Annotated in this window: 14 protein-coding genes; 3 read left to right on the top strand and 11 right to left on the bottom strand. The window is 61.6% G+C overall.

The features are described from left to right. Nucleotides 1-260: 260 nt before the first annotated feature. The 4 genes from SKP52_RS01670 to SKP52_RS01655 are packed head-to-tail and all read right to left on the bottom strand — an operon-like array spanning nt 261 to nt 5,459. Nucleotides 261-719 (bottom strand): hypothetical protein, encoded by a 459-nt coding sequence (locus SKP52_RS01670; protein ID WP_039570964.1) that lies wholly within the window; start codon nt 717-719, stop codon nt 261-263. Beyond that, nucleotides 703-2,511, bottom strand: a complete 1,809-nt coding sequence (locus SKP52_RS01665) for a site-specific integrase (RefSeq protein ID WP_039570962.1) — start codon at nt 2,509-2,511, stop codon at nt 703-705. The genes SKP52_RS01670 and SKP52_RS01665 overlap by 17 nt, the downstream gene beginning before the upstream one ends. 4 nt (nt 2,512-2,515) lie before the next feature. Then, nucleotides 2,516-4,333: a site-specific integrase gene (locus tag SKP52_RS01660; RefSeq protein WP_039570960.1), complete on the bottom strand. Its 1,818-nt coding sequence runs from the start codon at nt 4,331-4,333 to the stop codon at nt 2,516-2,518. Continuing rightward, nucleotides 4,326-5,459, bottom strand: coding sequence for a tyrosine-type recombinase/integrase (locus tag SKP52_RS01655; protein ID WP_039570958.1), 1,134 nt, complete (start codon nt 5,457-5,459; stop codon nt 4,326-4,328). The genes SKP52_RS01660 and SKP52_RS01655 overlap by 8 nt, the downstream gene beginning before the upstream one ends. A gap of 209 nt (nt 5,460-5,668) precedes the next feature. Between SKP52_RS01655 and SKP52_RS01650 the strand changes: the two genes are divergently transcribed. Genes SKP52_RS01650 through SKP52_RS01640 form a run of 3 tightly spaced genes read left to right on the top strand, consistent with a single transcriptional unit; the run spans nt 5,669 to nt 7,982 of the window. Continuing rightward, a complete protein-coding gene (locus SKP52_RS01650; protein WP_038577284.1) occupies nt 5,669-6,157 on the top strand; it encodes a TIR domain-containing protein in 489 nt (162 codons plus the stop codon). 5 nt (nt 6,158-6,162) lie between these two features. Then, nucleotides 6,163-7,323: a toll/interleukin-1 receptor domain-containing protein gene (locus SKP52_RS01645; RefSeq protein ID WP_039570956.1), complete on the top strand. Its 1,161-nt coding sequence runs from the start codon at nt 6,163-6,165 to the stop codon at nt 7,321-7,323. Nucleotides 7,324-7,325: 2 nt separating this feature from the next. Then, entirely contained in the window at nt 7,326-7,982 is a 657-nt protein-coding gene (locus SKP52_RS01640) for an SLOG domain-containing protein (protein WP_038575783.1), read from the top strand. Nucleotides 7,983-7,998: 16 nt separating this feature from the next. Here the strand turns inward: SKP52_RS01640 and SKP52_RS01635 are convergent, their stop codons facing one another. The 7 genes from SKP52_RS01635 to SKP52_RS01605 form a co-directional block, all read right to left on the bottom strand. Further along, nucleotides 7,999-8,553 carry a toll/interleukin-1 receptor domain-containing protein gene (locus tag SKP52_RS01635; RefSeq protein WP_038575785.1) on the bottom strand — a complete coding sequence of 185 codons (555 nt, stop codon included), beginning with the start codon at nt 8,551-8,553 and terminating at the stop codon, nt 7,999-8,001. A gap of 46 nt (nt 8,554-8,599) precedes the next feature. Beyond that, on the bottom strand, nt 8,600-9,205 hold the full coding sequence (locus SKP52_RS01630; RefSeq protein WP_228383786.1) for a TIR domain-containing protein: 606 nt from the start codon (nt 9,203-9,205) through the stop codon (nt 8,600-8,602). A 91-nt stretch (nt 9,206-9,296) separates the two neighbouring features. After that, nucleotides 9,297-9,710: an adenine nucleotide alpha hydrolase family protein gene (locus tag SKP52_RS01625; protein ID WP_052207722.1), complete on the bottom strand. Its 414-nt coding sequence runs from the start codon at nt 9,708-9,710 to the stop codon at nt 9,297-9,299. Nucleotides 9,711-9,848: 138 nt separating this feature from the next. Next, nucleotides 9,849-10,205, bottom strand: a complete 357-nt coding sequence (locus SKP52_RS01620) for a hypothetical protein (RefSeq protein ID WP_148308984.1) — start codon at nt 10,203-10,205, stop codon at nt 9,849-9,851. A gap of 51 nt (nt 10,206-10,256) precedes the next feature. Then, complete coding sequence (locus SKP52_RS01615) at nt 10,257-10,463, bottom strand: hypothetical protein (protein WP_228383785.1); 207 nt, start codon at nt 10,461-10,463, stop codon at nt 10,257-10,259. Next, entirely contained in the window at nt 10,460-10,804 is a 345-nt protein-coding gene (locus SKP52_RS01610; protein ID WP_052207721.1) for a DUF5983 family protein, read from the bottom strand. The genes SKP52_RS01615 and SKP52_RS01610 overlap by 4 nt, the downstream gene beginning before the upstream one ends. 47 nt (nt 10,805-10,851) lie before the next feature. Continuing rightward, the gene (locus tag SKP52_RS01605; protein ID WP_039570942.1) at nt 10,852-12,519 is read right to left on the bottom strand and encodes an ATP-binding protein; all 1,668 of its coding nucleotides are present in this window, start codon (nt 12,517-12,519) and stop codon (nt 10,852-10,854) included. Between the last annotated feature and the right edge of the window lie 49 nt (nt 12,520-12,568).

The raw sequence follows: 12,568 nt of genomic DNA, 5'->3' as shown, positions 1-12,568 counted from the left end.
TATGGCCTTCGCGATGGGCATAGCGGCGGCTATCGGCGGGCGAGCTGTCATAGCCGATGAGCTTGACAACCTTGCCGCCCTCGGTCCATATTTTCCGCGCCGGCGCCCATGAATTAACCCATTGATCTTGCGGCTGTATTTTCCATTTCTGCGAGCATTAGGTCTGGATCGACCTGTCTTATTGGCCTCGCAAAGCTCGCATTTCCGTCGTTCCTTCACCCTCTCCCCTTGCATGACGCCCGATTAGGGCGTGACCGCCTTCAGGCAGCAGAGGGATCGGGCGCTTCGGCGTTGGTGCGGATCGGAACGGGCCGGCGCATCCGATCGAGTTCCTGCACGAGCTGCGCATTGCGGCGTTCGAGCCGTTCCGCCCGCTGCTCGGCTTCGACAGCGCGCTTCAGCAGGCTGGCATTATGTGTCGCAAGGGCGATGTTCCTGGTTTCCGCATCGCGAAGAGCAGAGCGTGTGCGATCAGCCTCGCCTGCGGCCGTTTCAGTGGCCGCCTCACGCTGCGACTGAAGCTCACGCAGGGCGTCGAGAACGCCGGCATGGTGGGTATAGATGATGTTGCGGCCGACCCCGGCTGCTCGTGCGAGCCCGGCGACCGTTGGCGCGGTGGACGCGTTATTAGCGAGGACGCCAAGGGCTTCGGGCAGGCGTGCATCGGTGTTCGCCCGCCGACGGGCTTGTGGGGTGGACAGATCAGTCTCGGACGCCATCGGCATTTCCTTTGTCGAGCTGGGCCAAGATGCGGAGAGATTCCTGGATGCGTGCTTCGGCAAGCGCGCGGCTCTCGGCATCGAGGTCATCGCGCTGGGTCAGCGCGGTGTTACGTTCAAGGCGCGCCTCCCAGACCGGCCTATGCCGGTCAGTCACGGCGAAGTTGGCGCAACTTGAGCAGGTGCTTTGCGTGCGAAGCACTGGGTTCGGCTCGCGCTCGCCGCCGAGGCAAGCGGATGTCTCCCGGCGGTAAAGGCAATAGCCCCAGTCGCAGACGCCGAGGCGCATATCCGTTTCGGCGAGGATTTCGGTAATATAGGCATCGACATCGCCCGATCCCGTGCGCCCGCGGAACGGCGATCGCTCGGAGAGCATGACGCCCGCCTTCCCCGCAACGTGCGGAGCCAGGAGCAGGTCTTCCAGCGCCTTGCGGGTTTCTTCGGCGGCCTGCTCGTCGATCAACTCGGCAAGCTCGAAGTCGGTGCCGACATAGGCCCGGTCGGTCATCGCGCGGTGGACATGCCCGAGATGGCGTTGCAGCGCCGTCAGGCCGGTGCGGTCGCGCCGCCCGATGAACCGCGAGAACGTCTTGCGCCCCTGATAGGTGGTCAGGCGCCAGGTGCCGCCTTGGTGGTCCGGCAAGGCAAGGAACGGCGCAAGCCGCTCGTTCAAGCGGACATTGACCATGGGTGACCGCAGTCGGGCGACGGGCATCATCGTCGGGAGCGGTGATCGTCCCCGACCGAGCTGTTGGAGCCAGAGATTCTTCTCGCCGCTGAGTTCGCGGAGCGGAGCGGAGAGACGCTCGAGTATGTGGATTGCGCGCTGGACCGGCTCGGGCGCGAGCCAACGGTGGAGGTCGCCATGTTCCGTCAGCGACGTCTTCGTGATCGTGCCGACCAGATAGACGTGTTCCTCGCCGTCTTCGTCGGTCGCGCGCCGTTCGAGGCAGCCCTCTTCAAGCCTGAGTATCTCGGAGGCGCGCGCGCCAACAAGATAGGCGATGACGGTGAAGCAGGCATCGCCAAGCCGGTCGAGCATGAACGCCAGGCGGCGCAGTGGCCATTCCGGATTCGGATACCGATCGGCGCAGGGACATGGCTCGGCCAGCATCGCGCGTCTGATATGCCAGTGGAGCATTCGTCCCTGGTGCCGTGGTCGGAGCCGTTCATACAGGTCTGCGAGACGGTCGCGCAGGGCGATTATCTGGTCCGCCGGATCGCCGAGCAACTCGATTGCCCCGCTGATCAGCGGCACGGCGATCTCGTCAGGGGTATAGGGATGACCGCCATAAGGCTTCCATTGCCGCTTCCCGACCGAGGCGGCGCGAGGCGGTGCCGTCGGCGGCGCGTCGTCCAGCTTGTCGCGCTGCATATGGAAGGTGCGGATCGTGCCGAGATGGCCTTCGGCGGTGCTGAGCGAGAGCAACGCGCCGTTCCTGCCCGGGCGCGCGCGCAGCATCGCCACGAAGCGACCCACGGTGTCCTGATCGAGATCCCTGAAGCGTCGGACGTTTTCCGCCGCCATCCATCGGGCAAGGAAGCGGATATGACTGAAGTGGCCGCGGATCGTTTCCTTTCGGAGCGGCATCCGGCCTTCGGGTGGATCGTGCCGCAGCGAGAGCAGGAACAGTTCGGCCGCGTGCCGGAGCAGCGTCCACTGATCGTCGCTGAACCGGCTTCCGTCCGGCATTTCGAACCCCCAGTTGAACGTCATCGCGGCGGGCACGCCTTCGTTCCCGAGCAATGGAGCCGGAACCTGGGTGAACGTGGACGTCGGGACGGAGGCCATGAGGCTATTCCAGGTCCGGCAGCGAAGGCAGGGCGCACATGAGCCGTTCGGCGTCTGGCATCATCTCGGGCGGGAATGCCGGTAGCAGGTCTTGCGTCAGCACCTGAAGGCTGGGCGCGTAAAAGAGGCCGAACCGGATCGGGTCGATCCGCTCCCGCGCAGCTTCAAGATGCCAGGTGGCCTGGACGATCCGCGCGAGATGATCCGGGTCGATCGGGACGATCAGGCCCGGACAGGCAAGGCAGCCTCCCAGTTTCGGGCACACGCGACCAGGATGGGCATGTCCGCTGTCAGTCGGGCGAAGGCAGTCGTGGCCGAACAGCGCCGTCACCGGCGCGCCGGTATCCGCGCCTCTATGTTGCGAGCGATCCGAGATTGTCTCGCCGCAGACCCATGTGATCATCAGCGCCTGAAGTCGGGCGATCGTATCGCGTTCGAGGCGGCGAACGGCATCGCCGTCGACGTAGATATCTGTGGTGGCGACACTCGCATGATTAAGGACCGCCTTGGCCGCCATGATGTCGCCCTGCGATGCAGTATAATGGGCGCTTGCCATGCTGCTGCGGAACAGCTTGGGCGAGAAGTCGGGAAGCAGCGCACGAGGCTTTTCGGGATGCGCTTCGTTCCACGAGGCGATTGCAGCGTTCTGGCGCTCGTAGAAGCGCAACATTGCCGATCGCAACGTGGCCTGCACGATATGGCCGGCGTGATGATCACGCTCGAGGCGGCCAGTCGTCATGAGGAAGCGATGCAGGAACAGCCGATCGCGCCTGGACGGTTCCACATGCGGCAACAACGGCGCCGTCATCGCAAGGAGCTTTTCTATCAGACGAGGCGCCGCATAGGGCCGGCGATTGTCGAATGACCGCCGTTGCATGCGTTTCACCTTACCGCCGGCGCGGGGTTTCACCCACTCTACCATGACGCGATGCCGCTCGAGCGGATGGGGCACCAGGCAGTCGCGCTTGATCTGGCGTAGCGGACCGGCATTTGCCGCCGTCTGGATCAGCAGCACGATATAGAACGCAACCAGCGTGTCGGTCGTGAGGTGGAGATAGCTTTCCAGCTCACGGAACCCGCCTGCGTCGGCGATCCGCTGCCGATCGGGCTTGTTAAGGTCCGAGCCTCGGGCGGGCGGCATGACGCCGTGGCCGAGGCGGTGGAGCTTCCATATCCAGCGATCTCGTTCGGCGGTCCGGCCACCATGGAGCGGCAAGTTCGGAAGAGCGACGATGGTTTGCCCGTGCTGGAACCTGTCCCAGGCAGTGTCGATCTCGGCATAGCAGACTGCCAGCAGGGCACGCATTGCGGAGGTCGTCAGCCTGTCTTGCGGTAGCCGCTGGACGCCGGCGAGCGGGATCGCATTGTTGGGAACGGCGAAGCCCGGTGCGAACAAGCCGGGATTGTCCGCGATCGCGCGCTTAAGGACCGGCCGGATCATACCGAGCTGACCGGATTGCGACTGGACGCCGCGCCTGCGCCCGTTGGTGGGCTTCGCCAGCCATGTAATGAACCGGCGGATCGTCGCCGTATCGAGATCGACCGCGCGCCTGACACGCCCATCTTCGCACAGGAACCTGCCGAACACGCGGAGCGCGAACCAGCGTGAGGTGCGGGTGGCGGCGCTGGACGCCACATCATGATCGCGGAAGGCGCGCGAGATAGCTGCGCTGATGTCGTCCGGCATTCCGAGCAGCGCCGGGTCAAACCGTTGAACGATCCTGCCCCATTCGTCGCGGAACTGGATTTCGGCGAGCTCCACCGGATGGTCCGTCGGCGTCGGTTCGAGCCGAAGCGTCCGATCGAGGCGGTTCCTAACCATCGGCCGGGATCAGCTCGCCATAGAGATAGGCGAGGCTTTCGCTCAGGTCGCGCTCGTGCAGTTCGACACAGCGCAGATAGATCGCCGTCGTCGTGATCGAAGCGTGGCCGAGCAGCACCTGCACGACCTTGAGCGGGTTGAGGTCGGGATTGGTGCGGGCCTGGACCTGGAGACGGGCCAGCATCGCCATCGCAAAGGTGTGCCGGAGCCAGTGCAGTGTGCCCTGCAGCCCGGAAGCGGCAAACGCTTCGGCAAGCTGCGCCGTCAGGAGCTTGCGCGTCATCGCCCGTCCATGCTCGTTCAGCAGGAGATTGGACGGCGCGCGATAGCGCCGGTCGGAACGGCGGATACGGCGGACGATCCGGGCGCGTTCCTCGCCGATATACCAGTGTGTATGATCGAGCAGCCGAAGCGGCGGATAGACCGTCCTCGGCCGATCGCCCTTGGTGATATGCAGCGGCACGCCGACTAGCGGATCGCTGTCGAGGTCGAGCGGCCAGCTATCCGGGATCTGTTCGACGGCGAGCGCTGAAAGTTCCTTGCGGCGCAGACCCGCCCCGAGCGCCCATTGCGCGGCTAGTCGGGCGGTGGGCCTCAGATGCGCAAACAGCCGCGCCAGTTCATCGGCGCGCAGTGGCCGTGGCAGCTTTTCGGGGCGCGAGACGATCAGCTCGTTGACCTGGCGGCGCTGCAAGCCTGGGCGATAGGCACCGTCAAGCATCAGCGTCATCTTCTCGGTCAACCGGAACGGGCAATGGTCGATCGGCGCCCGGTCGAGCGCCCAACCGTAGAAGCGGCAGACGGTCGAGACGCGCGCATTGATCGTGGTCCGGGCATAGGGCCGCCCGGTATGCGTGCTGGGATTCTCCAGCATTCGGTTGCGATAAGCAGCGATGACACGCTCGTCGGCCTCGCGCCATTCGATCCCCGATTGTTCGAGCGAGTCGAACCAGTCGTGGAGATGTTCGCCATAGGTCCGGACGGTTTCAGACGCCTGCGCGCGGCCGCTCAGTTCGGCGTGCTCCATGAGCCAGACGAAGGCAGGCTCGATGATCGCCATGTCGGCGTCGAACAGGATCGGGAAGCCAAGTGGGACATTGGGCATGCCAGAGAATGCCCGAATCATTGATACCACGGGCTATCTCCCTCGCCCGCACAGATGCGATTTCGAAAGTAGCGCAATATGGCCGGTTTGACCGACGCATTTCGATGGAATGGGCGGTTTCCTCGTCATGTCGAAGGGTGTCGTTGCGACTCGACACCAACCACTCACCGTGGCTGCTGACACTTGGCTCCCGCCTTGATATGAGTGAACGATGATCGAGGGGGTAAGTGGTGGCACGTCGGGTATTCTTTAGCTTTCACTATGACCGTGACGTTCGACGGGTCGTGCAAGTCCGCAATTCCTGGGTGGTTCGGCCCGGTGGCGAAGCCCAGCCCTTCTATGACAAGGCAGAGTTCGAAGAGGCGAAGAAACGAGCGGGCGGCATAGAAAAATGGATCGAGGAGCAGCTCAAAGGTACGTCCGTGACTGTGGTGCTGTTTGGCGCGGAGACGTATGACCGTGAATGGGTCCGGCACGAGATCAAGAGAAGCTACGAGCTTGGAAAAGGCCTCTTGGCCATCGACATCCATAGCGTAAAAGATCCGCAACTTGGGATTGATCGTCAGGGGACTAACCCACTCAGCTATTTTACAATTAAGCAGAATGGCCGGGATGTTCCGCTTTCGAACCTATACGGAGCGTATGATTGGGTTCGGGATAACGGCTATGTCAACATGCCGGCTTGGATTGAAACTGCAGCAAAGGCGGCCGGTCGCTGACATCAATGAGTATCTATGAATTGGCCATACTTGGCGCCGTAACGCCCGGGGATCGCGCAACACTAACCGCGACGCTCGCCGATATCGTTTCCGACTTCGGATTGACGTTGGGCGACGATGTAGTTGTGCATAATGCGGACACGCTGAGTGGACGACACAAACCAGCAGCATTCGCATGTGCGTATTTCGGAGGAAACGCCCAACAAGATCTGGAGGCGGCCCAGGAACTCATCCGCGCGAGCGCGCCCATCATTCCCACGATCCCCGCCGGCGCAGACTTCAATGTTCACATCCCCCAGTTTCTCCAGCCCATCAACGGGCTAACGCGGCGCGCTGACGATCCAGCGATGACCGAACTCGCATCGGCGATGCTGGAATGCGTTGGCCTGCTCCGCCGACAGCGACGGGTATTTGTCAGCTATCGACGCGTTGAATCCCGAGCAGCTGCGTTGCAACTCCACGATCTCCTCGCATCCCGCGGATTCGACGTTTTCCTGGACACACACGATATTAGGCCCGGCGATCCGTTCCAAGATGTGCTTTGGCACAGGCTCGTCGATTCTGATGTTATGGTTATGCTCGACACTCCAACTTATTTTGATAGCCGATGGACGCGACAAGAAATAGGAAGAGCACGCGCAAAGGAGATTCAAGTTCTTCGTGTCATTTGGCCTGCACATACACCGAACAAGCTGACTGATCTTGCAGAGACCATTTATCTTGATCCAGAAGAACTCGAGGGGGCTGATGGACCGATAGTAGCAAAAACGGCCGATGCAATCGTTCTTGAGGTGGAACGGCTACGAAGCCGAAGCATCGCATCTCGATATATGTCGATAACCGGCAAGCTTCGCGCTGACGTCGAAAAAATTGGAGCATCGGTGGAAGGCGTCGGCGCACACCGAGCCGTCGCTGTGCGATTGCTGGATGGTCAAAAGATTTGGGCATATCCGATTGTTGGAATCCCCACGGCCGAAATTTTGAACGATGTGGCCGATAAGGCGCGACGAGCGGAACAGCAGGAGATACCGGTACTGGTCTACGATCATATCGGCATCCGTGATGCATGGAATGCCCACCTCCGATGGCTTGGAGAGCATATTCTCGCGGTCCGCACGATTAAGGTTTCCGAAGCCGGATGGGCTCTCGCAGCATGGGAGAATTGACCATGGCTGAGGCCATTTTCCTATCGGCAGGTGTGCCAGATCCGAAGCGAGGGCCACAATATGCGGCGACCGCCGACACTGTCGCGATTACGGCCGCAGTTTCCGCTTTGGTGCACGTCACACTTGGTCGCAGACTTCTTGTTTGGGGTGGACAACCCGCAATCACACCGATGATCTGGGTGGTCTCTCAGGACATCGGAGTAAATTACGGACATTGGGTACGGCTCTATCAGTCCCGCCATTTCGAGGATGAATTCCCCGAGGACAACGAGCGATTCAATAACGTGATTTATACAGACGAGGTTGAGAAGGATCGGGAGAAGAGCCTGCTTGCCATGCGCGAGCGCATGTTTTCCGAACACAAGTTCAAAGCAGCGGTATTCATTGGTGGTATGGGTGGGATCGTACAAGAGTACGAAATGTTTCGACGCCTGCAACCAGAGGCTGCAGTGATACCAGTAATCTCCACGGGCGGCGCGACGCTTGAAGTGGGGGCGCAAGTTGGGTCTCTAGCGCCCGACCTAGCGGAAGACCGGGACTATGTTGCGTTATTTCACCGCCACCTTGACGTTTCCGTCCGAGAGGAGCGCTTCGAAAGCCCGGCCCTCCAACCGGCTGTCGTTGAGGAGCGATTTTGGCAGCCCCCTGCCACTGCTTAAACGGGGTGGGAACTCATCATTCGCCAGCCAGCCATTCGCTAAGCTCCGTAGCTGTGTTCCTTTTCTCGTCGAGAACCATCCAGACACGCTTTTGATGACCCTGTAGATCCCCCCAGACAATGCGGCGGTATAATCCCAGATACTCCCACGATGCCCATGCTTGCTCATGCGAGCTGTCGGATGCCGGAAACAGCGCGATCTTCGTCAGCCCTTTATACCCATCGGCCACGCCCAACTCCCAGGGCACCCAACGGCTGTCCTTGCTGTTCTTGCTTGCAAGAAGAACAAAGCGCTTGGTCTGGCGAATACGGCTCTTTAACAGCCCCGCCGTTTCCTCCGTCGTGTATGGGGGCATTTCCGGGTCGATTTCATCGACATAGACCCTGGCTCCGTGCCCTTCCAACACACGAATAGCGCCAACGACCAAATCATCATCTTTGCTTGAGTGCGAAAGAAATGTGGTGCCTGAGAGGCTACGAGAAGCAGCAGATTTTCTGAGACTTGCCTGTTCGCTAACATTTAACTTATCGGCAAAATTCCGAAGCTCGGATTTTGTAATGTATTCGATCATAATCGAAACTCTATCATCGAATATCGCACGAATTCACGGAGTTCCATCAGTTCTTTGAGCGGATCGCTATCGCGTCCTCAATCCAGCTCTCGATCCCGTTTTTGATCGAATCATACACTGCCTTGCTATCTGTGCCTGAAGGGGTGACCAGCTTCGCTATGGACGATAGCTTTTTCCCGGTATTTCCATAGCCGACTTCGTCAAACGGATTGCTACCAGCCGCGCACGAATTCCCGTCGTGGCCGAGAAGTTTGTTTATCCGAATGCCGACCACTCCTTTGCCGGCATCCCAGCCTTTAACGATCTCGCGGATTACCCAAGGGCGGCTCGCTGTTTCAGAACCGACAAGCACCACCACACAGCTCTTGCCGTACATGTTGTCATCGATCCATTCTTCGATGGAGGCCTTGCCCTTCCGCTTGACCTCTTCCCACGCATTCGCGGTGCAAAGAGTCTGCCCTTCAAGAGCACCGATGTTACGCACTTGCTGGGTGCGCCAAAAATCGTTCGCGAAGTGGAAACTGAAGAAAACGCGCCGCGCCATAAAGCCCCCTTTTGTTCTCCGGTCTTCTACAAGCCCAGCCTTTGTTTCGCCAGTGAAATCGATCCTGAAATGATCTGCTCGCGAATGAAGTGCGGTAATTGAGTCCAAGCGGATTCATCCGGCAATCAGGCGTCGCTGCGCGACGCGAGTGACGGGCCGACCACCGCCAGCTCTTTGGGTTAGCGCGGCGGTCGGCCCGTCACTCATCGCGAGCAAAAGAGACAGTCTCTGAAGCCGGACCTAACGAGCAACTGTGGCGGCCGAAGCTGATCGATGGCAGTGTCGCGTTGGTGAGACAGTTCTCCAGAAGCGAGAAATAGGGCGGCCAGTGCTTGAAGCGCTTCGGCACATAGCGGACGACATGATGCTCGATATGATGCCGGTCCATCCAGCGCTGGAAGATCGGCAGAAAGGCATAGGTTTCCTCGCGCTCGACGCCGGTGTCGGCTGTGAGGACGGCGGACAGGGGCAGCCCCCGCGCGACCCATTCGATGATCATCGCGGTGCTGTCGACGCCCATGCCCCAGGCGGCGATCACAGGGACGCCGGATGGGGCAGTAAGGCAAGCGTCGTCGTTCGCCGCCGCGATCGGCGGTCGCTTCGGATCGTACATGACTGATCTCCAGGAAGGAGGTCGGGAGCCCATAGGGAACGTCGCCGTGACGGTTGGCGGGTTGATCCCGGAGGCAGGATGGCCGGAATGCGACGATCAATTGGCCCCCGAGGCCCCAGAGTCGGGAGGTGTGGCCGCTTAGAAGTCGAGCGGCACGCTCACCATAGTATCGGGGGGACATGGCTGCTCGGCCAGGAGATAGCCGAGGCGATTGACGGCGTGCATGCCGTCGGTGATCTCGAGACCGTCGTCGCCCTCGATCACCGTCCAGACATTTGCCGCAGGTTGCGAGCGGATGAATTCGAGGTCCGGGCCGGAGGCTTCGAACAGGCATCCGCCCCGGCCGAAGTCGAACCCCGCCGTTGCGAGGAGATGATTGGGGACGGGCTGGAACCTGTCCACGAACTCGTCCTCGGTGAGGCTGAGAAATTGGATGGCAGGTGGAGGGACGTCTGGCGCCTCGCTGGCTAGCTGGCGCAATATTCCATGGGTCATGGGACTGGTCCTCATTGAAGAGAGCCGTTTCCGGCACAAGCTGGTGCCAGGTCAGGCGACGAGCGTCATCAGCGCCTGGCGGCGCTGCGGCCCGGTGCTGGAGACACGAAAGGGCTGGAACGGATCGCCGGTGCGCAGCACGAACTGGGGGCGGCCGGTCTCATGCCGCATCCGCAGAGCAAGGGCGTAGGCATGATCGAAGGATGCAAGCACCGCGCGCTTGGGCGAACAGGGTTGCATCGAGCAGGTGCTGGTCATGACTGGTGCTCCTCGGGTTGGTCGGGATCGGCGAAGGTGGGCAGCTGCGACCAGGCGGGTTCGTCGCGGTCGAACAGGACCCAGGAGGCATCCCTGTCGAATGCGGCGCGCAGGATCGCCCAGAACTCCGGGCTGATGTCGGGCGCCTCACCGCCGCACCCGACGACGCAGGTGTGGACGAAGAAGCCATAGGCATAGGGTTCGATCACCAGATCGGGATGGCCGACCTCGACACGTCCGTCCGCCCCGCGTGACGCGACGGCGATCAGGCGATCGATATGACGACGCTCGGCTACAGGTAGATGGGCGGTCGAGCAGACAAAGAGTGCGGCATGGCGCATGGGAAAGCTCCCTCACGAAGGCTTGGGCGAGTCTCGGGCGATGGGGCTCAGGCCGCCTGATCGAGCGAGAGCGAGAGCCTGTTCCTGTCGACGGAGATTGTCAGGCTGCGGTCATTGGGAATAAGCCACTGGACGTGCTCGAAAACCGCCTCACGCAATCGAGCGAGCAGCGCCTCGTCCTCGCCAAGCAGTAGCAGGTTGGCGAGATTGCGGGCTTCATGCTCGAAGGCGAGCGATTGCGTATCCCAGCTGTCGCGCTCGCAGTCGTCGGAATAACAGAACAGGCTGGCATACATCAGGTCGGCAAGCGCGTCGGGCTGCACATCGGCCTCGCCGTCGAACAGGATGGTCGCCTCGTCGATCGTCCAGCAGGCATTGCTGCAGACCAGCATGTCCGCGGGCACGCAGTATGTGGTGGGTTCGGACGGTGACGGACCACCGGGCCGTAGAAGGATTTCGGCGGTGATCTCTTCAACCGGCCCGGAGTCAAAATCGTCGGCCAAAGCGACGTCATCAGCATAGCGATGGAGGATGCCATCGCGTCGCACAACAAAGCTGCAGGACAGGAGACGCGGCAATCCGTCGTACCAGCGATAGCCCTCGAAATCGCGATTTTCGTGGACCAGGCGCCCCCCGAGCGGCGTTTCCTTTGCTAGTGCGCGCGACAGTGCCTGCTCGATGTCGGGTTCGTGGTCGGACATGATGATCATTGGGCCCTGCCGAACGGCCTCGCCCTGATATCGGTTGGACGTGTCGGCAATGGTGGGCGTCCAGGCATTGAGCCACGGTTCGGCTTCGGGAAGAGCGACACCAAGGTCGCGTGCGCGCGCCCAGGCCTTGTAGGAGAGGCGATGAGATTTCTCGCGGGCGATGGCGCGGTAAAGCGCGATTTCGGCGGCTTCCCTGAGCCGGGACAGCGCCTCGTTCTCGACCATTTCCTTGCGCGCGGGGAGGACAAGCTGAAGCGCCGGCGCGTCGACGATATCGACCCGCACCCGCCAGTTATGGGGAGTCTCAATTTCGCTCAGGGTGGGAAGCCGGGAGGCGACCGTCACGCCATGGAAATTGATCCGAGGCGTGTGGACGGCCTCGGTCGTGCCGTCGTGGAAGATGCCGATGCGACAGCCTTCCCATTCCTCAATCTGCCCCGCACCGGTGAGAAAGTCCTCGCACGGGAGCTGCGCGCCCTCGAAATGAACCGGGAGCGGAAAATATCGGGCCGCGAGGCGCAGTGCCGACGAAAGTTGCTCCTCCCAGGCGGCTGGCAGCATGATCTGGATTTCGGTGCCGCGTACGATCCCGCATGGCTCGATCGCGAGCGGGACAGCCCCTTCCCAGCCGTCAGCCGGAATATGGACCCCCCAGCCCCGCCCCGCTGCTCGCGACCAGGAGCGGACAAGCACATCCCGACCGGCGAGGCTGAACACGCCCATGCCGGCCGGATCCTCGCGGGCGCGGATATCCTGCTGCCAGCCCGAATCGCCGAGTTTCAGGAGGTTGGCGGGGTCGTCGATGCCGCAGCCATCATCGTAGATGGACAGTGCGGTACCGGCGGGGAGATTGTAAATCGCGACATGGATCGCGCGGGCACCGGCGCGGCGACTGTTCTGGAACAGTTCCTGAAGGACGTCGCCGAGCGTGCCGTTGAACAGGCGCGAGACCTTGGTGATGAGCGACTGGCCGACCTCGGGCCGGATGGTGGCGGGGAAGGACATGGAATGCGACTCCTGTCTGGCGGAGACCAATTCCCCGCCACATGAGCCC

Source organism: Sphingopyxis fribergensis (assembly GCF_000803645.1).
GTDB lineage: Bacteria > Pseudomonadota > Alphaproteobacteria > Sphingomonadales > Sphingomonadaceae > Sphingopyxis > Sphingopyxis fribergensis.
The sequence above is the reverse complement of the archived record's forward strand: the minus strand, read 5'-3'. Positions and strand labels throughout refer to the sequence as shown.